Raw genomic sequence first — 21,723 nt, 5'->3', positions numbered from 1 at the left:
TTATACATAATCCGGTTGTATTCTTAATTAAGAATATTTTAGGAATAATTCCTTAAAATGGTAGTGAGTCGACTGTTCTAAAAAAGAAGGTTGTTTATGATGTAAAGAATGTATATTTTATTTCAGACATTTTTTTAGAATCAATGATGAGAACTACTCTAGGTACAGCATGTCAGGAGAAATGTTTCTGAAAGGAATGGAATGATAATGATAAAAGATAAAGTAAGAATTGAAAAAGATTTTTTAGGTGAAAAAGAGATTGCAGCAGATGCATACTATGGCATTCAAACAATGCGCGCTTCCGAAAACTTTCCTATTACTGGTTATCACATTCATGGATCTTTGATTAAAGCATTAGGAATAGTGAAAAAAGCCGCTGCCTTGGCAAACATGGAAACGGGCCGTTTACATAGAGAGCTTGGTGAGGCCATTACACAGGCAGCGGAAGAAGTAATAGAAGGAAAATGGAATAACCAGTTTATTGTAGATCCGATTCAAGGCGGGGCCGGTACTTCGATCAATATGAACGCCAATGAAGTGATTGCCAATCGTGCCCTGGAATTGTTAGGGTACGAAAAAGGCCACTATAGCTATTTAAGTCCTAATAACCATGTAAATATGTCGCAGTCAACAAATGATGCTTTTCCTACTGCTATTCACATTGCTGTATTGGCATCACTAGAAAGTTTGCTTGTGACAATGAGCAAGATGCATAAAGTATTTGAGGAAAAAGCGGCGGAGTTTGACCATGTGATAAAGATGGGCCGTACCCATCTCCAAGATGCTGTTCCTATTCGCCTGGGCCAGGAATTTAAAGCTTATAGCAGTGTCGTAGAACGTGATATGGAAAGAATTCAGCGATCACGCACGCACTTGTATGAAGTCAATATCGGGGCCACAGCTGTAGGAACAGGGTTGAATGCCGATCCTGACTACATAAAAAACGCGACTAACTATCTTGCGGAATTGAGCGGATTTCCTTTAATGAGTGCGAGACACCTTGTTGATGCCACTCAAAATACGGATGCGTATACGGAAGTGTCTGCCGCATTAAAAATTTGTATGATTAATATGTCTAAGATTGCCAATGATCTTCGGTTGATGGCTTCGGGTCCGCGCGCAGGGCTTGCTGAGATTAGCCTGCCGGCACGTCAGCCTGGCTCATCGATTATGCCTGGAAAGGTCAATCCGGTCATGGCAGAAGTGATCAATCAAATCGCTTTTCAAGTGATAGGTAATGATCACACGATTTGTTTAGCTTCTGAAGCAGGACAGTTTGAGTTGAACGTTATGGAACCTGTGTTAGTTTTTAATTTACTTCAATCTATCAATATCATGGAGAATGGATTCCGTACCTTTACAGACCGTTGTCTTTCTGGCATTGAGGCCAATGTGGCTCGCTTGGAAGAATACGTAGAAAAAAGTGTGGGAATCATTACAGCGGTCAATCCTCATATTGGATATGAAACAGCTGCACAAATTGCCAAAGAAGCGATCGCGAGCGGAAAATCGGTTCGTGAATTGTGCTTGCAGCAGGGAATTTTAACAGAAGAAGAGATTGAGCTTATTTTAAATCCTTTTGAGATGACTGAGCCAGGCATTGCTGGGGCTGCTTTTTTACGTGATAACGCTGTCGCTAATAAATAACAATTAATATAAAAGAGCTTCCGAAAAAACATGGGAATGGTCCATTTTCGGAGGCTCTTTTCTTTACTGAAATAACAAGCGTCTGATGAAATTCTCTTCCCTGCATATATTCCTCGACGTACGTGCAAATTAAGGAAACCTGAACCGTCATAAATTGGAGGAATAATAATGAACCTTGCAGATTTTTTAATTATTTTAGGATCCGTGCTGCTGGCCGTTATTTTCATTATATTTATTTCTTTTCTAGTGTATATGATGTTATTTGATCGGAATCAGAAAAGCCACTCCATTTTAAGGAATTACCCACTTCTTGGAAGAATTCGTTATTTTTTTGAGAAGATTGGACCGGAAATGAGACAATATTGGTTCAATAGTGATACGGAAGGCCGGCCTTTCTCTAGAGAGGATTACGAACATATTGTTAAAAGTGCAAAATACAGCCGTGATGTTGTCGGATTTGGATCAAAACGTGACTTTGAGGAAGAGGGATTTTTCATACGAAATGATATGTTTCCGAAGCTGACAGAGGAACTGAAAGTAGACAGAAAAGAAAAAGTGTTAACAAAAAAATATATTTTATTAAAAGATCCTCTTTTTATGCAAAGAGAGGAAAAGCGGGAGGATGAAGAGGCACTCGCTTATTTGCTGGATGATGAGGAGGCTGTGGTGATTGGCCCAACTACTAAGCATCCGTTTATTTTAAAAGGACAGATTGGCATGTCAGCCATGAGTTATGGATCATTGGGAGACAAGGCTATTACCGCTTTATCCGAAGGGTTAGCTTTAGGAAAAGGATCTTGGATGAACACGGGAGAAGGCGGATTATCCCCTTATCACTTAAAAGGCGGAGTCGATATTATTATGCAGATCGGTCCTGGTTTATTTGGCATACGCGATAAACAAGGAGCAGTCGACTGGGAAGAATTAAAGAAAAAGAGTGAAATTCCGCAAATTAAAGCGTTTGAGATCAAATTGGCACAAGGGGCAAAGGCGCGAGGCGGACATATTGATGCCGAAAAAGTAACACCCGAAATTGCCGCTATACGTAAAGTTGAACCTTATAAATCAATTGATAGTCCAAACCGTTTTCGGGAATTTAGCGATGTGCCCTCCATATGTGAATTCATTGAGAAAATTCGCCACCATACTGGGAAACCAGTGGGAATGAAGATTGTCGTCGGCAGCAATAACAGTGTAGAAGAATTGGCTAAATATATGAAGGAAACCGGAAAAGGACCTGATTTTATTACAGTGGACGGAGGAGAAGGGGGCACAGGAGCTTCGTACCAGGAACTGATTGACAGTGTAGGGTTGCCGATTAAATCCGCTTTGCCTATTCTTGTAGCTACTCTTCAGAAATATGGGGTGCGTGACCGGGTAAAGATTATCGCTTCCGGCAAGCTGTTTACCCCTGACCGGATTGCAATTGCTCTTGCGATGGGGGCTGATCTCGTTAATATTGCGCGTGGATTCATGATTACAGTAGGATGCATTCAAACATTGAAGTGTCAATCGAATATTTGTCCGGTTGGAGTGGCCACCACTGATCCAGATCTACAAAAAGCACTTGTCATTGATGAGAAAAAATACCGGACAGCCAACTATTTGATCACCCTTCGGGAAGGATTATTCCGTCTTGCAGCAGCTGCCGGCTTAGAGTCGCCTGTACATTTTAAACCTCAACATGTTGCATACAAAGACGATAAGGGGGTTGTTACGCCACTTGCCGACATCCTCCGGGAGGTGGAGCAGCAAATAGGGGGGGATCAGAAACTAGACAATCATCGGGAAGAGCCGTTGCGAAAGTCGCCTCCTCTAGGCACAGAGCTTGTCTAAAGTGGGTGTCACACAGTGAGTTTTAGATAACTAATTGCTTTTGCTACATTTCTTAAACATTCCTTTCTTCTCCACCGATAATAAAGGTGTAAAAGGCAAACCTGGCGAAAGGCAGGGACGCAAAGCTACGGACCTAAGCAGCAGAGACTGTATGGCCGCCGGGCTGCCATTCTCCTCAGCATTGAAGAGCAATGGCTTTCAACAAAAGGGGGAGAACGGTGTGTACAGCGTAAAGAATGTGTGTTTGTTGATAGTGATGGCATTCATGGCAGGAAGTGCAGTATTTCTGATGACAAGTGACAGAGCGGCAGCAAATGAAGTGACGGAGCCGCGGTCAACTTGGCTATGGGATACACAGGAAATTGTTACAAGCAAAGATAAACTGCTTGCGTTTATGCAGGATCGTCAAGTGGGACGAGTATATTTGCAGATTGATCAGAGCATTTCAACAGAGCATTATAAAGAATTTATTAAACAGGCAGCAGCAAAAGGAATTCAAGTGCATGCGCTGGACGGTGCTCCTTCCTGGGTTTCCAGCAAGGGGCTTGCCCAGCAGCGAAGTTTTTTCTCCTGGGTAACCAATTACCAGGTGAAAGCATTGCCGGAAGAAAAGTTTAAGGGAATTCATTTAGATGTGGAACCGTATTTATATGAGGGATGGAACAGTCAATATAAAAAAACAGTTTTAGCTTATCAAACACTTTTGATAGAGGCCCATCAATCCGCCCAGCGCTTAGGTCTGCCTCTTGCAGTAGATATTCCATTTTGGTTTGATGAAAAAAATTACAGCAACACTTTAGGAAAAGGAAAGCTATCAGAGTGGGTCATTGCAAATACGGATGCCATTACCATTATGGCTTATCGGGATACTGCTGGCAGCCCGAACGGAATAATGGAGCTCGTTCGAAATGAGATGAATAACGCTGCAGCAAAGAATAAAAAAGTTTCTGTTGGAGTGGAAACAGTTCCTTCCACGGAAGCTGACTTTGTTTCTTTTTCTGAAGAAGGCGAGACATATATGTGGGAGCAATTAGCGATCGTTAAGTCTTATTACGGCAATCTTTCAAGTTTTGAAGGTTTCTCTATTCATTCCTTGCAAAGCTGGATGGCATGGCAGTCATGAAAATATCAAGCGCAACTTTTCTAGTTGCGTTTTTTTAGTTGTTTTAGATGTCTTTTACTGAATTTGTGTCATGTTTTAAACATTCCCAAAAAAATTTTTTTTATAGACGAGACTAGCTCTATATTTAGATGATAAATGTCCGATATAACTTAATAAAAACTTTACAAAAAAGGGGCTAGACAATGAAGATTCTACATGATTTGAAGATATCACAGAAATTATTAACCCTGATTATTCTCTTTGCTGTTATTACAAGCATTGTCGGTGTAGTGGGATATAAAAATATGAAAGAGATGGCTCATGGTTCAGAGATAATGTATAAGGAGCACTTGCAGCCGCTTGATTGGCTTGGGAGGATAAATGCCAATAACCGTGCAATCGATGCTTTCACCTTGGAAATTATGGTCACTAAGGACCCGGCCAAATACGAAGAGTTGATGAATAGCATTAATCGAGCAATAAAGGAAAATAATGCATGGATGGAGCAATACAAAAAAACAGAATTATCCTCCGAAGAGAAAGAAGGATTAGCAGTTTTTCAGAAAAGATTGCTTGAATTTCGAGAGCTGAGGCAAAAAGTGCTTGATTTGGCTGCTCAAAATAAGAACGATCAGGCATATGCTCTTTATAATCGAGAAGCTTCTCAGAAACGCCAGCAAATCAATCAGGCAATTAATGACCTTCAAGATTACAATGAGCAATTAGCGAAGAGAATTAAAGAGAAAAACAACGAGAAATTGGGAACAGCTAGGCTGATCTTAATTACAGTTAGTTTGTTGGGAATCGTTATTTCGATTTTCATTGGGCTCATGATTACGAAAATTATCGTCAATCCGATCAAACAAATCCAATCTTTAATGTCCAGGGCGGAAGACGGAGACTTTACGGTTGAAGGAAACTATCGCTCTAAAGATGAAATCGGCCAGCTGGTGTCCTCTTTTAACAACATGATTAATGGCTTAAAGCAAATTATTAAAACAGTGAGCGAAACATCTGAGTTGGTTGCGGCTTCTTCTGAAGAATTAAGCGCAAGCGCCGAACAAAGCAGCCGCGCTGGCGAGAGCGTATCTACTAATATTGAAGAATTGGCTAAAGGATCAAGCCGCCAATTAAGAAGTGTGGAAGAGAGCACAAAAATTATTAATGAGATGGCAGGTTATGCAGAGAAAATCACTGTTCATGCTGAGCAAGTGTCACAAAAAGTTTCCCAAACGTCTGATATGTCCTCTGAGGGAAAGCAGTCGATTGAAAAAGTTATGCAACAGATGAATTCCATCAATGAAAATGTTACAGGGTTAGGAGTTTCGATTAAAGAACTTAGCGAAAGCTCAAGTGAGATTAGGAGAATTAATGAGGTGATTACAGCGATTGCTGCTCAAACCAATCTTCTTGCCTTAAATGCTGCCATCGAGGCAGCAAGAGCAGGAGAAGCAGGCAAAGGGTTTGCTGTAGTTGCTGATGAAGTACGGAAGCTTGCTGAACAATCAGCAGCCTCAGCCGAGCAAATTACAAATTTGATTCAAATCATTCAAAGTAACACAGGACAAACCTTACAATCTATGACCTCTGCGGCAACAGAAGTAGAAGCAGGCCTTAATGTAGTGCAGGAAGCCGGAGAATCATTTGAGAAAATCGAAATTTCCATTCATGAAGTCGTCTCCCAAATTAAAGATGTTGCTAGCGCGATTAACCAACTATCTTCAGGTACTGTTCAAGTTGCCGATTCAATGAATGTCGTTAGAAATGTAGCTGAAGAGTCAGCGGCAAGCAATGAAAGCGTCTCAACAGCAACAAAAGAACAATTAGTTTCGATGGATGAGATTTCCACAGCTTCTGCGACTCTAGCAAAGATATCCGAAGAACTGCAGCAGTTGATTATGAGGTTTAAAGTGTAAAGGATGGAGACAGAGGAAGGCTTCTCGTTTTTTGCAGGTTTGAACAATCTGTTTCATCCGTTAATTGAAAGAACCCCCGAAAGAAGACATTTTCTTTCGGGGGTTTTTGATAGGAGCCTGACAGTTACAGTCACGAGTAAATTAGATCTTAATTGTTTTTCTGAACATCAAATGTATGAGCGCAGAAAACAATTGAAGAGGTGACGCTTCGTAATTACAAGGAAAATTTCGTGATTGTCAAGGTGAAATAGTGAGATTGAAGGCTTGACCGTCTTTCTACAGGAGGACGGTTTAGCCGATTGTCATTATTCATATAGGGGTACCGTCAGGAAAATGCGGATTTACAACGCTAAGCACATTTTCGGGACGATTCCCCCATTTTTTACAACGTTAAGAAAGTTTCAATGGTCTTAAAGAATCTAACGAGACCACTTTCTCCAAATTAAAATGATATTCCCCTAGTAAATTAATATGTTCCCAACCTAGAGGCGACATATGGTGCAATAATTCTTCATTAAAACGACCAGACCGTTTTTGATATTCAACTGCTTTTGTTAGATGTAAAGTATTCCAAATACTGATGGCATTGATGATTATGTTTAGAGCACTGGCCCTTTGCAATTGATGCTGTATGGTTCGTTCCCTAAGCTCACCTTGCTTTCCAAAGAAAATAGCTCTTGCTAATCCATTCATGGCTTCGCCTTTATTCAATCCTCTTTGTATTTTTCTTCTTAATGATTCATCCGATATATAATTCAAAATAAAGATCGTTTTTTCTATTCGGCCCATCTCACGTAAGGCCGTAGCCAAGCTGTTTTGTCTTGAATAGGAACCTAGTTTTCCCATAATAAGGGATGCTGAAACTGTTCCTTCTCTTATAGAATGAGCTAATCGCAAAACATCCTCATAATTTTCTTTAATGACCTTTGTATTTATTTGTCCACGTAAAATGGCTTCTAATTTTGGATATTCACTTGCTTTATCTATTGTAAATAATTTTGAGTCTGATAAATCTCTTATTCTAGGAGCAAATTTAAATCCTAATAAATGAGTCAGCCCGAATATTTGGTCTGTGTAACCAGATGTGTCTGTATAATGCTCTTCTATATTTAGATCCGTCTCATGGTGCAACAATCCATCTAAAACATGAATCGCATCTCTTGAATTTGTATGAATAATCTTTGTGTAGTAAGAAGAAAATTGATCACTAGTAAAACGATAGATAGTTGCTCCTTTTCCAGTCCCGTAATGAGGGTTTGCATCTGCATGCAGTGATGAAACACCTAGCTGCATTCTCATACCATCTGACGAGGATGTTGTACCGTCACCCCAATAGGAGGACAACTGTAATTTATGATGGAAGTTTACTAAAATGGCTTGGGCTTTATTCATTGCATCTTCATACATGCGCCATTGAGATACATTGGCTAATTGCTTATATGTAAGTCCAGGTGTGGCTTCGGCCATCTTGCTCAAGCCAATATTCATTCCCATTCCTAAAAGAGCAGCCATGATAATGATTGTTTCTTCCTTATCTGGTTTTCGATTATTGGAAGCATGAGTGAATTGCTCATGAAATCCTGTTATATGAGCCACATCCATGAGTAAATCAGTTAATTTTATTCTTGGTAGCATCTGATACAGGCTTGCACTAAATTTCTTTGCTTCTTCTGGAACATCTTTTTCTAATCGTGCAAGTGACAGCTTTCCTTTTTCAAGAGAAACTCCATCTAACTTGTTGGAATTAGCAGCTAACCACTGTAACCTCCCATTAAGGCTGCTAGTTCTCTCTGTAATATAATCCTTGAATGATAAACTAACCGATAATCTTGTATTCTCCTTCGTTTGATTCCATGTATCTTCGGAAAACAAATATTCCTCAAAATCTCTATATTGTCTACTGCCCACAATAGAAACATCACCAGCCCGAATATGCTCCCGAAGTTCTGTTAAAACAGCCATTTCATAGTAATGCCGATTGATTGTTGTACCATCATCCTCGTATAAATGCTTTTTCCACCGTTTTGAAATAAAATCCAAAGGTGAGTTATCAGGTACTTTTCGCTTCCCAGATTCGTTCATTCCTCGTATAATCTCTACAGCTTGTAAAAGTGGCTCATTCGCCTTTGTGGAATGAAATTCCAATACCCTTAATAGGGTTGGCGTATATTTTCTAAGAGAATAAAATCGTTTTTGCAGTAAGTCTAAATAGTCATAGTCGGCAGGACGTGCAAGCTCCTGAGCTTCTTCGACCGAAGAGACAAAAGAATTCCATTCGATAACGGATTCTAAAACCTCAAAAACGTCTAATTTTTCCTTTTTTGCTTTGATTAAAGCTTGTCCGATGTTCGTAAAGTGTATAACTTTCTCATTCAGCTTTTTACCGTTTTGTTTCTGAATTTCCTCTTGAGCCTTACGGCCTTTTGATAACAGACTAAGTATTTGTCTATCATGAATTTCAAAAGCTTTATCCGTTAACTCTTGAGTAAGATGTAATAAATAGACGGTTAATATCGAATATCGCTTATTTTCTTGAAAGTCACGGAATGCATATGGCTCATATCTTGAGCCTAAGCGAGATAGTTGAAACAGGCGATTGCGATGCAAATGACTAATTTGTACCGTTTCTAATTCCATTCCTCGTATGTATTCGAGTCGTTCTATTACTTTTAGAAATGTTTCGGGTGAAGGATGACCCGGCGGTTCCTTTAACCAACCCAATATCGTTTTATTGGATTCGGATGGATGCTGCGAAGTAATGATCTCTTCAAGCTTTCCTTTTTGTTCATTTGTAAGAGATTGACTAACAGTATTAAACAGTTTCTTTTCAGCCATTGCCCTTGCCTCCCACACCATTCTTTCAAGTGTAGTAATAGCAGGCAGTATGATTTTGTTTTTTCTTAGAAAATCTATACATTCATGTAGTAGATGTATGGCATCGCCATTTTCAAAAGCTAATTGATGAAGATGCTTAAATGCTATTCGATATTCTCTTAGAGTAAAAGTTACAAAGTCGTATTCACTTCGAAGTTCTTTCAAATGATCCCAAAGTGTATTTTCTCTTTGAGGATAAAGACTAATCGAAGATGGAGTGGCACCGATTTGTTTCGATATATAATGTATGACTGATTCCGGGATGCTTTTGATATGAGTGTATGGCCAACCGGGATACCGAAGAACAGCTAATTGAACAGCAAACCCTAAACGGTTTTCTTCTCTCCTTCGCTTATTAACTATTTCTAAATCCCGTTTGGAAAAAGTGAAGTAGGTCCCCAATATCCATTCATCTTCAGGGATTTGCATAAAATCCTGCCTCTGTTCCAGTGTAAGCAATTCTCTACCTCTCGCAATTTTCATTCAGTATCATCCCATTTCCATAATTATTCAGTTAATTAGTTCAATTATATATCAATAGAGTGTACTCTATTGATACAAGTGTAGTAGACTGATAAAATCATAGTTAAGAGTGTCTCATAAGACTTGTCTCAAAAACGAGGTGATATTTTGCGAAAAATCGGTTATATACGTGTCAGTTCGACTAGCCAAAATCCTTCAAGACAATTTCAGCAATTAAACGAAATCGGTATGGATATTATTTTTGAAGAAAAAGTTTCTGGGGCAGCAAAGGATCGCGAGCAACTTCAAAAAATGTTAGAGGATTTACAGGAAGGAGACATTATTTATGTTACAGACTTAACTCGGATCACTCGGAGTACGCAGAACTTATTTGAATTGATTGATTTAATACGCAGGAAAAAGGCAAGCTTAAAATCACTCAAGGATACATGGCTAGATTTATCAGAGGATAATCCATACAGCCAATTCTTAATTACAGTAATGGCTGGTGTGAACCAATTAGAACGAGATCTTATCCGTATGCGTCAACGAGAAGGGATTGAGCTGGCTAAGAAAGAAGGGAAGTTTAAGGGTCGTTTAAAGAAATATCATACAAATCACGCAGGAATGAAATATGCAGTAAAACTATATAAAGAAGGCGGTATGACTGTAAATCAAATTTGCGAAATTACTAATGTGTCTAGGGCTTCATTATATAGAAGGCTATCGGAAGGAAACAAATAGTTTGTCCTGATTCTATCAAAAGGTTTATTTTTTGATACCAACATTTTTAGGCATGAAATGTCGGCAATTATTATCTATTTTGTTTTAAAGTAAATATTGAAAGGGAGTAAACTTATGGATTGGCTAGAAAGAATGAACAATGCGTTAAACTACATTGAAAATAGCTTGAATGAAGAAATAGACTACAAAGAGATTGCAAAAGCAGCTAATTGTTCTGAGTTTCATTTTTCAAGAATGTTCTCTTCAATCTCAGGTATATCGCTATCAGAATATATTAGACGTAGACGGTTAACACTCGCAGCATTTGAAATTCAAAAAAGTGATATTCGGATCATTGATGTGGCAATTAAATATGGTTATGTTTCTTCTGATACTTTCTCACGTGCTTTTCAAAAAATGCATGGAGTAACCCCTTCCAATGCTCGTAATAGAGGGGTACAGTTAAAAGCCTTTCCCAGAATTTCCTTTCAAATTTCTATTAAAGGAGATACCGAGATGGAGTACAGAATTGAAAACCTTGATTTTGAATTAAGAATTGTTGGAAAAAGTAAGCCAGTAAAAACAAGCAGAGCATTTAAAACAATCCCTACGCTTTGGAACACTGCGAAAAAAGATGGATTTATGCAAGAACTAGTAGATATGTCATGGGAAAATCCAAAATGCACGCTTGAAAGCCTTCTGGGGGTTTGCGGAAAAGAAGCTGCCATAACAGATGAACAATTTTCCTATTTCATGGGCGTAAGATACGATGGGGAATCCCCAGAAAATATGGAGACGCTTATTATTCCCGCAAGTACATGGGCAGTTTTTCCGAACATAGTGGATGCATGGAAACGTTTATATTCCGAGTGGGTCCCTACCTCCGAGTATGAACTTGCAAATTTACCGTGTATAGAATGTTATTACGGTCCGAAGCATAAACCAAGACACGAACTCTGGGTCCCTGTTATCCCGAAGTAAATTACATATTCAGTAATAGAATGCTGTTTATGGAGTAACGAAAAAAGAGCCTAATTTCTCAATTTAGGTGATGGGAAATCAGGCTTTTTATATTGGAAATTCCTTATCGTTGTAAATCCGCATTTTCCTGACGCTACCCCATATAGAAGGAAAATATCCCTATGATAAACTTTTATGCATGATAAAGGATAAAAGGCTTGTTCTGTTTGTTACACCGAGCTTCTTATAAATATTTTGCAGATGCTTTTTTATCGCATGTAAGCTGACAAATAAATGGTCAGCCATTTCTTGATTCGTGAGACCCGTTTGTAAAAGTTTGCAAACTTTTTCTTCACTAGGTGTTAAATGTACATCCTCCATCGGAATATTCCTAAAGGGGTGTTTCAAAATGTAGTAAAGCTTCATCGAGATAAAGTGTGAAAGGAGATCGATGCTTTTGGCCGCTTCATCCTTAAAGCCCGCGTTTTCTTGTTCTCCTACAAAAGAGATTCCGCCGATTGGCCGCCGATTGGCTTGTTTTGATTCATCAAATAAACGCCCATTTCATGATAAATGTTACCGGGCTTCATGAAGTCATTATAAAAAAGACTATTTTCATATTCTTGTTTAGATACCATATCTTCTATTCTTAGCACTCTTGTATTGGATAGCAGGGAAGATACACGTATAGGCAATAGAAGGTCCTTGTCGGAATAGTCACTCATATATTGGCGAAGGGATTGTTCGGGTGTATTTCTAGTGACAGGACTGTAAATCTCTCCTTCCTCCCTGCATAGCCAGAAAATTGAGCGTTCGAGCCCAAAATATTTATCGAATAAAAATAGTACCTGTTCCCGGAATTCTGAGAGTGTCTCCAGATCATCCAACTGAAGCAGCATATCTTTACAAGTGCTGAACAGTATTTCTCCCATGTTCTCACCTCGTTAAATTCTGTACATTCCTACTAAATCCGTTGTTGATATAACAGAAGGAATATTACACTTTCGAATAATATTCATACTATTCTATCTATTTTATGATAAAAAAGAAGGGAGAGGATAGAATGAGTTATTTAAATATGGCAATCATTCAAGTAGCCTCACCAAGTGTGAGCTCTGATCCAGGAGAGAAAAAGAGAGAAAATCTAGAAAAAATGATGTGGCACATCGATCAAGTTTGTTTTATAAACCCGACTATTGATCTGATCGCTTTTCCAGAACTGTATTTGAGTGGAGTAGAACCTATAAAATGGAGAAAAATGGCAGAGCTAATACCAAATGGCCCGATTGTACAAAAGCTGATAGAAAAAGCGAAACAGATAAACAAATGGCTCGTTCCAGGTTCCTTCTTTGAGCTGGGTGAAGATGAAAAAGTGTACAATACAATGATATTAATTTCTCCTCAGGGAGAGATTGTTCCCAAGTATAGAAAGGTATTCATTCCTTACCCGTTAGAGCCGTCTTCTCCGGGCAACGAATTTCCTGTATTTGAAATCCCTCACATTGGAAAGATCGGCTTTTTGATTTGTGCGGACGGTCATTATCCAGAATCGGCGCGTAACCTTGCTTTAAAGGGAGCAGAAGTGATTATTAAGCCTACTCTTCAAGGAGAGTGGATTGGCGGGTTGCGAAATCATACACCGGTGGCGATTACCCGGGCAATTGAAAACCAGTGTTTTGTTGTCAGCATTAATCAGCCGTCACCGGTTGGGATGGGGAATTCAGTAGCAGTTGATCCAGAAGGAAGAATCATTGAAGAGTTAGGCATTGCGGAGTCTTTTACTTTCGTTCACTTAAACTTAGAGGAAGTGAGACGTGTGAGAGAAAATGGTTCCTGCGGGATGTTTGGTTTTCTAAAAATGTTAAAGGAATTTAAAGAAGAGGGATGTAATGTGGACGAATGTTATAGAAACGGCATTGAGAATGCAGACGTATATAAAAATCTTTCCTTTCCTCATGCAAAGACGCCGGACCAGATTACTCGCTATAAAGGCCCAAAAGAATTAAAGACTTCGTCTCACTAATTAATCAGTTTGGACACAGGCAGCTGTTTAAATGATAATCTGTCAGCTGTTTGTTAAAGTGAGCTGTTGAAACAGGCATGGCAATGATAATAGTTGTTCTGCCATGTCTGTCAGCGGCCGTTTACCTCTCTTCTTCTTCTCCATTCACCTCGCAGAGTATTTTCAAAATTCCTCTGAACTGTATCTGTCTCTTTGAAACGGAAGGTTTATAATGAATAGATCAAGGTCTTCTTCCTGAAAAATATCGATTGAATAGGGTATAAGAATAGAAAAGTGAAATCTTTCAAAAGGTGGGGGAAATACAATGGAACTTATTGAAAAAGCTATCAACTTTGCTGCAATCGCTCATAGGGAGCAAGTGCGTAAAGCGGCTGCTATTCCTTACATTGCTCATCCATTTGCCGTGGGGATGATGCTGCAAAAAGCAGGCTGCTCTGAGGGAGTCATTGCAGCAGGAATCCTTCATGATACTCTGGAGGACACAGAGACCACGTATGATCAGCTAGTCACAGAGTTTGGTAGACGGGTAGCGGATATTGTGAGAGCAGCTTCAGAGCAGGATAAATCCTTATCTTGGGAAGAGAGAAAACAGGCAACGATTGCTGCTTTGCCGTTTATGTCGAAAGAGGCACTTCAAGTTATTGTCTGTGACAAGATTCATAATGTCCGCAGCATTCACAAGGTAATGGAAGAAGAAGGAGCGAAAGCATGGGAGCATTTTAATCAAGGAAAAAGCAATCAACACTGGTACTATTCAAATATTGTAAAACAGCTTAAGCCACGAAGAGGGGAGTTTAAGCTGATTCGTGATTTGGAAAAAGATGTGAACCGGCTATTCATTGGTAGAGAAAAACTTACAAATGAAACCATTGATTTGTTATTTGATGTACCTTACCAAGTGATAGAGGAGGAAATTCCACTTTTAGAAAAGGCTGAACTTTTGGAATTTGTTAAAGAAGTACATGCAGAAGTAGATTTTTATTATCGAAACGGTCGAATGGACTTTGCTCTTCCGCTAATGGAAGCTTTTCAAAAGCGAGGGACCGAATTTCAAAGTAATTCGGATGGGCCGCTCCTTTTAATGCTATACACAGCCGTTTTGCAAAAGCGGCTCGCCTGGTCTGATGATGAAGTTTATCGGTATTTTAAACGCAATGAAAAAAAGCTATAAATGATGCTGGCGATCAAATTTAGGCACTTTATATATGAAAGGCGCTGTTCAAATTGAGCAGCGCTATTTTTGTTTGGAAAATGGTTCAGTTCCTTTTTCAATTTCTATCTAGAACAAAAGGTATATCGTAATAATGAAGGAAAGCCTCCAATAAAACATTTACAAAGAAGCGATAATGGCAAAACAACGGTACGCAAATGAAAAGCGTACCGTTGTTTTATTTAACGGGCAATATTAATTTTTTTAATATAGTCCGAATGAATATAGGAAAATTCATTTTCCAAACTATCGGATAGAACTTTATACCAGGTTGATCCATCTGTTCCTTTAACCGTGTCAACAATGACGACTGAATAGCCGGCTGAAGGGTAAGTGAACTGCTTGGCAAAGCTTGTTCCAGCTCCGCTTCTCACATTTACCAACTGTGTGGTCAATCCGATTGAATATGGAGCAGGATTGTTAACAAAATCCTTGCCGCCCATTGCCTTATCCAGTGTATACATATGACCGGCTGCTTTGTAGCCCCAGTTTGTATCAGAAGCGTATCTTACGTTGATTCCGCTATTTTTATTGCCAAGGTGAGCGCCATTTTGATAAAGTAACCGGCCATCTTGTGGGATAGGGATATATTTTTTATTCAAGAAATTATTGGCAAAACTATTGATGCTGTCTTGAGGCGTTTTAAACGCATCGCCGTTCTCCGGATTATTATCCGTTACGTTCAGGCCAAACAGGTTATTTTTTTGCAACGCATTGCCGCTCATGCCGAATTGGCTTTCATTAATAGAGATACCAAGCATTAGCAGGGCGTTAATCTTGTATTTTTGCTCGGCTGCTTTAAAATAAGAGCCCATTCCTTTTAGTTTGCTAAGCTTTGTGGCGTCCTTATATGTAGAGCCTGGCAGTTGTTCTCTTCTTGCTAACTCCTGATCAATATACCGATCTAAGTCAGCTGCAGTATAATTTGTTTTAGCACGGGCAGATAGCATGTTGAAATATTGATAAGCTGCTCCTGCTTCCCCTTGCTTCGTTCTAAAATGAACACCATCCCAGCTGTAATATTCCACCCCAGAATTCATGAATGAAGGGGCAGGGCCTACGCTGTATGTAACAAACTTATCTGTATTAAAGTTATATAAATGATGAACCAATTGGCCGTTGTTCTCTTTTGAATAATAAGCTCGACGCTTAATCATTGGTTGAGGCAAAAGGTAGGCATCGCTGTGCTTGACAAAACCTGTTTTTCCAGCAATTTTGATTTCTATTTTTTCTGCATCCGATGTGACGTATTCCAATTCAGTTGGAGGAGTACCATAAGCTCCGGCGTCCACATTGAAATAAAAGTTTTTTAATGAAGAATCATAGATTAATGTGGCCGCATGTTCAACGGTCGGTTTAGCAACGACGATGCCGGCATTCATTTTAACGATTTGGTTGCCGGACATAATAACTTGTGCCGGATCATTTGCCATAGCCGCTGCGGCTTTTTCGTATGTATCAAAGCTTTTAGCGCCGGTATTCAGGTTGCCGTTTGCGTCCACTGTTCCCACTCTAAATGGCCCATCCGGCTCGGGCTCTTCTTCTTTTTCAGCAACCTTAAGCATTCGATAAATAAAAGCCGCCGCTTGTTCGCGTGTTGTGTGGCTTTTCGGTTCAAACCTAAGGGTTCCGAGATTGTTATTGTTTTTATCAACATTTGGAATGCCAGCGGTAATATTAAGTCCTACCATGTGAGCAATAGCTAACCGGAACATAGAGGAGGTGATTTCATTGGCGTCAGTAAAATCAAGCGATCCTCTTATTTTCGATACTTTAAGAAAATCAAGCGAATTGTCGATCATGACGGACATTTGTTCCCGGTTGATAAAGTCATCAGGACCGAATTTCCCGTTTGAATAACCAGAAATGATCCCTGCTTGGGCTGCTGCATTGATGCTTGGTGCCAGTGTTAATGTAGGGGGAACATCAGAAAATGTTGTCGTTCCGCCACTTAAATGAAGAGCTCGCGCTAAGAAAGCAGCGAATTGTCCTCTTGTTACTTTTTCCTTTGGGGCATAGCGTCCTTCTCCGTAGCCAGAGACAATTCCTTTCTCAACCATCGCTCTCATTTCTTTTTCTAATGCACCGCTGATGTCATCTGCGGCAGAGGGAGAGGGTATAATCGGGAGAACCAACAAAAGAGTGAGGAAAAACGCAGTTAGTTTTCTCATAATAGACTCCTTTCTTTCAAAAAACTTCCTATGATTTTTGTAATCTTCCATAATATGATAGTTTTTCATCTACCGATTAATCGTAACAGAAAATAAAGAACAAGATAAGGGGTCCATTCTACTATAGAAGGAAAAAGATTTAAGAAAATACAGCAATCTTTTTTTCTGTTACGGTAAAAAATAAAAGATGTTACTCATTTTTTATTTCCATGTAATTTCATAGAAAAGAAGATGAAAAGTTCAATTGCTACAATGAAAGGTAGCAATAAATAAGATACATACTATGACGGATAAAGGAGTCCACACATGGAGGAACATGTAAAGAAGTCTTTAGAAGAATGGAAACGCGAGATTGGCGAATTGTTAAAAGATATAGATAAGGAATACGAGGAAATCAAGCGGGAACTACAGGTGTATTCTTATAAATTCAGCATCACTAAACAAGTGATTCAGTCAACAATTAACGAAGACATTATTCGCAATATCCGTGAGCTTTATCATACCCCTTTTGAAAAGAGGTTTAATCAGCTAAAGGAAGAAATCAAGGATTTGGAAGAAAAGAAAAAAGTGTTTCAAATGTTCATCGATAAGATTGACAAAGTAAAGGGAAAAGAGAGTGTGCAGGAAACTGCTCACTCATAGGCTGAGAAGACGTACCGGAGTTTTTCATTCTTTCTACCATTCATCACTCGTTAATGAATGTTAATGAAAGAGCCTATGTATTTTGGGGGCTTATAAGCTAAGTGAGCGTCGATGATAAAAGAGCTTGCTACGAAGAAATATGAAGTAAGCAATAACTATAATTGGTCTTTTCGTCAAATATGAACAAGAAATGGTTAATTTATACATTGATGTTTACATTTACTTTTAGAACGATTATCATAACCATGAGAAGGCTCTGTGACTTAAGATTTGTCAGGAATAAGCTGTATTTACAAACGAGGATGGAAAGCTTGTCCAGAGATAAGGACGCAAAGCTAAGGGCCTGCGGTTATTTTTTAGCTATGGCCTCCTGGTTACAGAAAGAGGATTGGGCAAAAATCAGGGATGCTCTTTATGAGAGTACCCTGATACAAAAAGGCCTGCCAATCTTTGGCAGGCCTTTTTGTATGACTTTCACTAAATTGTAGGGGGAAGATGCGGAATATTAAGAGGGAATTTAATTTTTAATAGATAAGTTAACAAAAACTCTCTAAGAATAGAAGCGTTCATGCAACTATTTATCGAAGCATCAAAAAATATGTTTTTTTAAAAGGCGCCCTCTTTGTTAAGCTGCTCTGTTAAAGTTAATTATAGAAAGCTTGCTTAAAACTTATGTTACTAATAAAAATTCAACGTAAAACAAGAGTTGTCTAATGTGCTTGATGGTCTAAATTTAAAGGAAATTGAAAGCAGCGTTCATTCTTTTTGATACATGCTATACATGTTAGAAAAGATGGCACGTTTTCTTACGAAAGGAAGGTCCGTATGACGGATTTATATAATTGGATTTTTTGTGAAGAAGCAGATTTATCTAAAAGAGCTCTAATTACACAAACAGGGACGTACACGTTAGGAGACCTAAAGAAAAGTGTCAAAGAATATCATTCAATTTTGAAAGATATGGGTGATATCAAAGGGAAAAAAGTAGCGATCATTGTACCAGGGGTGGCTACTTTTTTAAGTATCTTACTCACGGTGAACAAGTTAGGCGGAACAGTTGTCCCGATAAGCCCACTCTTAAGAAAAGAAGATTTAACTCAAATCCTATCCTTTATTGATCCGCATATCGTCTTTACAGTCAAGGAACACAACGGTTTCTATTTAGAAAAAACTGTGCGGGCATGGGCAGGCTCTGTGGGTGAGGAGGTTGCGATCATTGAATCAGCCGATGGTCATGAATGGAAAACGGAGATCATTGCTGGGAAACCAAAACGAAGGGAAGCGGACCACTCGCCTTACATCATCGGGTGCACATCCGGCAGCACGGGAACACCAAAGGGAATAATAGTTGATAGAGCCTTTTTTGAGTTTGCCGAAAGGGCACTAACTAAGGGGGCTAGCCTCTCAAAAGAAGACAAGGTTTTCCTGGTGGTTCCAACATCGGTGTTGTATGGGCTTTGCTGGCTGCTGGCGGGGCTTCATTCTCAAATCACGATTGTTGCTACTGAATCATTTAGTTTTCCGGCAATTTTAAAACTAATGAAGTGGAATCCTGCGAATAAACTAGTGACCAGTCCTTCGTTATTCAAAGCTTTATGTATGTTTGACAAAGTTAGTGATATATCTGTGCTTAAATCGCTAACGGAAGTAAGCTTGGCTGGGGAAATGATTACGGCCGAATTTTTTGAAGGACTTGACCCCTTACATCATTGTAAAATCACTAGTATGTATGGTCTCTCGGAATTAGGAGCCCTTATGTACACAGAGTCTGATATTCGGGAGGGAGTAGAATGGTCGTTAACACCTGGAGTGGCGTATAATTTGGAGAATCTATCCAAAGAAGGCGTAGGTGAATTACATTTTAAAACACCTTGTAAATTTCTTGGCTATTATAAATGCCCGGAGCTAACAGAAGAACTGTATAAAGAAGGCTGGTTTAGTACAGGAGATTTGGCGAAAATCACGAGTGAGCAAAAAATTAAAGTCGTTGGTCGAAAAAAAGATATGATCAAGAAAGGCGGACAACAGGTTATCCCGGGCGAAATTGAACAAATGCTAACGAAGCATGAAGCAGTAGAAAAAGCAGCGGTTTTAGGAATGCCTCATGCCATCTTTGGCGAACAAGTCATTGCTTTTATTATCAAAAAGAAAGAAATTCCATTAAGCGAGATTTACAATTATTGTAGAGACCGTTTGGCCAGTTTCAAGGTTCCGGATAAGATTTTTATTTTGGAAGATATTCCTTTAGTTCAAGGAAAAGTGGATAAAGTGACCTTAAAGCAAGAGGCGCAAAAATTAATTGCGAATATTGAAGAAAAGAGTTAATTCTTTTACATGGTGAGACGGTTTATCTTAATAAAAGCATTCCTTTTAAAAAGCTCATACATAGCTGAAGAGGAAGGAAATCAGAATGAAGTACAGGTCTCTGAAAAATCATCTAACATTTGATTGCAAGACAACCATTTCGCTATTTCTAATAACTGAAAATATGCTAAACTAAAAAAAGTTCCACTATTCACGACACTTTTACCAAATGTAGAATCCGCATTCCCTCTCACTTTTCGGCATAGTCTGGGGAAACATTGCCACTCATTTGCGAGTGAACGATAGATAGACAAACTGATAGGAACAGATGCCCGATTGCTTTTTTGATAAAGCAGTATAAGTGATTATTGTTGAAAGAGGAGGAGAAACAATGCGTTATTTAAATTACATTAATGGACAGTGGAAAGAACCAATTACAGGGGAATACAAAGAAAATACAAGTCCTCATAATGGAGAAATTCTAGGGGAATTTCCTTCTAGCTCAAAAGAGGATGTTCAAGAAGCAGTAGCAGCAGCGAAGGAAGCGTTTTTGTCATGGAAAAAATGCTCTTCCCAAACACGGGCATCCTATCTGCGTAAGGCAGCAGCGATCTTAAGTGAAAATATAGAAGAAGTAGGGCGGGACTTGGCGCTTGAAGAAGGTAAAACACTTGCAGAATCAATTGGAGAGACACAGCGTGCCATTAGTATTCTAGAGTATTACGCAGCAGAAGGTCTTCAGCCAATCGGTGACGTGATTCCATCTGCCAATGCAGACACACTTTTATATACGAACCGTGTCCCACTTGGCCCAATTGCATTAATTACTCCTTGGAACTTTCCAATCGCTATTCCAGTTTGGAAACTCGCACCAGCTCTTATTTATGGAAACACAATAGTGATTAAGCCAGCAGATCTTACTCCGAAGTCTGTTTATCACGTCATGAAAGCCTTTGACGAAGCTGGGATGCCAGCGGGTGTTGTAAACTGTGTATTCGGAAGAGGGTCGGTAGTCGGCAATGAGCTTGTAGAAAACCCGGGAATCAAAGCTATTTCTTTCACCGGCTCTAATCAGGTTGGTTTGCAAATTCAAAATCAAGCAACAGCAAATGGGAAAAAGGCGCAGTTAGAAATGGGTGGAAAAAACCCATTGATCGTACTCGCAGATGCTGATGTAGAAAAAGCTGTGAGTATTGCTATAAATGGCGCTTTTAAATCTACCGGACAAAAATGTACGGCAACGAGTCGTGTGATTGTCGAAGAGGGAATCTATGAAGCATTTCGTGATCGTTTAGTTGAACGTACGAAAGAATTAAAAGTGGGAAATCCCCTTGAAGCAGATTCATTTATGGGACCGGCAGTATCAAAAAACCAAAGAGACGGCGTGCTAGCTATGATAGAAGCTGGCAAGAAAGAAGCGACTCTTCTGTGCGGAGGCGAGATGGCAGCGAATGAAGAGCTTGCCAGCGGTTTTTATGTGCAGCCAACCATTTTTGAAAATGTATCTCGGAATGCTCGAATTGCCAGGGAAGAAATTTTCGGACCTGTCATTGCCTTATTCAAAGTAAAGAGCTATGAACAGGCAATTGATATGGCTAATGATACAGAATATGGTTTAAGTGCAGCTATCTGTACAAATAATCTTACCTTTGCTCATCGCTTTGCGGATGACATTGAAGCAGGGATTATTCATGTAAATTCAGAAACAGCTGGTGCTGAGCCGCAAGTTCCGTTTGGCGGCTGTAAAGCATCCAGCACGGGTTCACGCGAACAAGGCAAAACGGCAATTGAGTTTTATACACAGGTTAAAACGGTTTACATGGATCGAATGTAATTTCTTCTTATTAAAAGAA

The 21,723-nt window shown here is 39.3% G+C and carries 15 protein-coding genes and 2 riboswitches; of the genes, 11 read left to right on the top strand and 4 right to left on the bottom strand.

Translation table 11 applies throughout. From position 1 onward, the window contains the following. Window positions 1-207: 207 nt before the first annotated feature. From aspA to MKZ02_RS18870, 4 genes are all read left to right on the top strand, one after another. Window positions 208-1,647, top strand: coding sequence for an aspartate ammonia-lyase (gene aspA, locus MKZ02_RS18885; protein WP_406908852.1), 1,440 nt, complete (start codon window positions 208-210; stop codon window positions 1,645-1,647). 168 nt (window positions 1,648-1,815) lie between these two features. Further along, window positions 1,816-3,483 (top strand): FMN-binding glutamate synthase family protein, encoded by a 1,668-nt coding sequence (locus MKZ02_RS18880; RefSeq protein WP_120036610.1) that lies wholly within the window; start codon window positions 1,816-1,818, stop codon window positions 3,481-3,483. A gap of 84 nt (window positions 3,484-3,567) precedes the next feature. After that, a riboswitch (cyclic di-GMP riboswitch) is annotated at window positions 3,568-3,654 on the top strand. A gap of 49 nt (window positions 3,655-3,703) precedes the next feature. After that, the gene (locus tag MKZ02_RS18875) at window positions 3,704-4,606 is read left to right on the top strand and encodes an amidase (RefSeq protein WP_120036611.1); all 903 of its coding nucleotides are present in this window, start codon (window positions 3,704-3,706) and stop codon (window positions 4,604-4,606) included. Between the two features lie 182 nt (window positions 4,607-4,788). After that, complete coding sequence (locus MKZ02_RS18870; RefSeq protein ID WP_340855294.1) at window positions 4,789-6,501, top strand: methyl-accepting chemotaxis protein; 1,713 nt, start codon at window positions 4,789-4,791, stop codon at window positions 6,499-6,501. A gap of 390 nt (window positions 6,502-6,891) precedes the next feature. Here MKZ02_RS18870 and MKZ02_RS18865 read toward each other — a convergent pair whose 3' ends face one another. Then, window positions 6,892-9,858 (bottom strand): Tn3 family transposase, encoded by a 2,967-nt coding sequence (locus MKZ02_RS18865; protein ID WP_340854104.1) that lies wholly within the window; start codon window positions 9,856-9,858, stop codon window positions 6,892-6,894. A 147-nt stretch (window positions 9,859-10,005) separates the two neighbouring features. Here MKZ02_RS18865 and MKZ02_RS18860 point away from each other — a divergent pair, with 147 nt between their 5' ends. Beyond that, window positions 10,006-10,581: a recombinase family protein gene (locus MKZ02_RS18860; protein WP_340856460.1), complete on the top strand. Its 576-nt coding sequence runs from the start codon at window positions 10,006-10,008 to the stop codon at window positions 10,579-10,581. Between the two features lie 114 nt (window positions 10,582-10,695). Further along, entirely contained in the window at window positions 10,696-11,541 is an 846-nt protein-coding gene (locus MKZ02_RS18855; RefSeq protein WP_010731423.1) for an AraC family transcriptional regulator, read from the top strand. A 159-nt stretch (window positions 11,542-11,700) separates the two neighbouring features. On the opposite strand, the gene MKZ02_RS24030 is transcribed toward MKZ02_RS18855, so the two are convergent. Together MKZ02_RS24030 and MKZ02_RS18850 are read right to left on the bottom strand one after the other, a co-directional pair. Continuing rightward, window positions 11,701-11,901 (bottom strand): helix-turn-helix transcriptional regulator, encoded by a 201-nt coding sequence (locus MKZ02_RS24030; RefSeq protein WP_445324332.1) that lies wholly within the window; start codon window positions 11,899-11,901, stop codon window positions 11,701-11,703. Between the two features lie 116 nt (window positions 11,902-12,017). Next, on the bottom strand, window positions 12,018-12,452 hold the full coding sequence (locus MKZ02_RS18850) for a hypothetical protein (RefSeq protein WP_340855292.1): 435 nt from the start codon (window positions 12,450-12,452) through the stop codon (window positions 12,018-12,020). 131 nt (window positions 12,453-12,583) lie between these two features. Between MKZ02_RS18850 and MKZ02_RS18845 the strand changes: the two genes are divergently transcribed. Then, entirely contained in the window at window positions 12,584-13,543 is a 960-nt protein-coding gene (locus MKZ02_RS18845) for a carbon-nitrogen hydrolase family protein (RefSeq protein WP_340855290.1), read from the top strand. A 304-nt stretch (window positions 13,544-13,847) separates the two neighbouring features. Continuing rightward, window positions 13,848-14,714: an HD domain-containing protein gene (locus tag MKZ02_RS18840; RefSeq protein WP_120036615.1), complete on the top strand. Its 867-nt coding sequence runs from the start codon at window positions 13,848-13,850 to the stop codon at window positions 14,712-14,714. A 221-nt stretch (window positions 14,715-14,935) separates the two neighbouring features. On the opposite strand, the gene MKZ02_RS18835 is transcribed toward MKZ02_RS18840, so the two are convergent. Further along, on the bottom strand, window positions 14,936-16,924 hold the full coding sequence (locus MKZ02_RS18835; protein WP_340855286.1) for an S-layer homology domain-containing protein: 1,989 nt from the start codon (window positions 16,922-16,924) through the stop codon (window positions 14,936-14,938). A 306-nt stretch (window positions 16,925-17,230) separates the two neighbouring features. Between MKZ02_RS18835 and MKZ02_RS18830 the strand changes: the two genes are divergently transcribed. From MKZ02_RS18830 to MKZ02_RS18820, 3 genes are all read left to right on the top strand, one after another. Continuing rightward, window positions 17,231-17,566, top strand: a complete 336-nt coding sequence (locus MKZ02_RS18830) for a hypothetical protein (RefSeq protein WP_340855285.1) — start codon at window positions 17,231-17,233, stop codon at window positions 17,564-17,566. Between the two features lie 294 nt (window positions 17,567-17,860). Then, a riboswitch (cyclic di-GMP riboswitch) is annotated at window positions 17,861-17,948 on the top strand. A 443-nt stretch (window positions 17,949-18,391) separates the two neighbouring features. Next, window positions 18,392-19,891: a class I adenylate-forming enzyme family protein gene (locus MKZ02_RS18825; RefSeq protein ID WP_340855282.1), complete on the top strand. Its 1,500-nt coding sequence runs from the start codon at window positions 18,392-18,394 to the stop codon at window positions 19,889-19,891. 370 nt (window positions 19,892-20,261) lie between these two features. After that, window positions 20,262-21,704 carry an aldehyde dehydrogenase family protein gene (locus tag MKZ02_RS18820; protein WP_340855279.1) on the top strand — a complete coding sequence of 481 codons (1,443 nt, stop codon included), beginning with the start codon at window positions 20,262-20,264 and terminating at the stop codon, window positions 21,702-21,704. The last annotated feature ends 19 nt before the right edge of the window (window positions 21,705-21,723 follow it).

It is taken from the genome of Pseudobacillus sp. FSL P4-0506 (assembly GCF_038003025.1).
In the GTDB taxonomy this organism is placed as follows: Bacteria; Bacillota; Bacilli; order Bacillales; family Domibacillaceae; genus Pseudobacillus.
The sequence above is the reverse complement of the archived record's forward strand: the minus strand, read 5'-3'. Positions and strand labels throughout refer to the sequence as shown.

Bases quoted from the DNA above. Each gene is read 5' to 3' on its own strand.
- MKZ02_RS18825 (WP_340855282.1), top strand. From the start codon at position 18,392: ATGACGGATTTATATAATTGGATTTTTTGTGAAGAAGCAGATTTATCT.
- MKZ02_RS18855 (WP_010731423.1), top strand. From the start codon at position 10,696: ATGGATTGGCTAGAAAGAATGAACAATGCGTTAAACTACATTGAAAAT.
- MKZ02_RS18865 (WP_340854104.1), bottom strand. From the start codon at position 9,858: ATGAAAATTGCGAGAGGTAGAGAATTGCTTACACTGGAACAGAGGCAG.
- MKZ02_RS18835 (WP_340855286.1), bottom strand. From the start codon at position 16,924: ATGAGAAAACTAACTGCGTTTTTCCTCACTCTTTTGTTGGTTCTCCCG.
- MKZ02_RS18880 (WP_120036610.1), top strand. From the start codon at position 1,816: ATGAACCTTGCAGATTTTTTAATTATTTTAGGATCCGTGCTGCTGGCC.
- MKZ02_RS18850 (WP_340855292.1), bottom strand. From the start codon at position 12,452: ATGGGAGAAATACTGTTCAGCACTTGTAAAGATATGCTGCTTCAGTTG.
- MKZ02_RS18845 (WP_340855290.1), top strand. From the start codon at position 12,584: ATGAGTTATTTAAATATGGCAATCATTCAAGTAGCCTCACCAAGTGTG.
- MKZ02_RS18830 (WP_340855285.1), top strand. From the start codon at position 17,231: ATGGAGGAACATGTAAAGAAGTCTTTAGAAGAATGGAAACGCGAGATT.
- aspA (WP_406908852.1), top strand. From the start codon at position 208: ATGATAAAAGATAAAGTAAGAATTGAAAAAGATTTTTTAGGTGAAAAA.
- MKZ02_RS24030 (WP_445324332.1), bottom strand. From the start codon at position 11,901: ATGGAGGATGTACATTTAACACCTAGTGAAGAAAAAGTTTGCAAACTT.
- MKZ02_RS18820 (WP_340855279.1), top strand. From the start codon at position 20,262: ATGCGTTATTTAAATTACATTAATGGACAGTGGAAAGAACCAATTACA.
- MKZ02_RS18840 (WP_120036615.1), top strand. From the start codon at position 13,848: ATGGAACTTATTGAAAAAGCTATCAACTTTGCTGCAATCGCTCATAGG.
- MKZ02_RS18870 (WP_340855294.1), top strand. From the start codon at position 4,789: ATGAAGATTCTACATGATTTGAAGATATCACAGAAATTATTAACCCTG.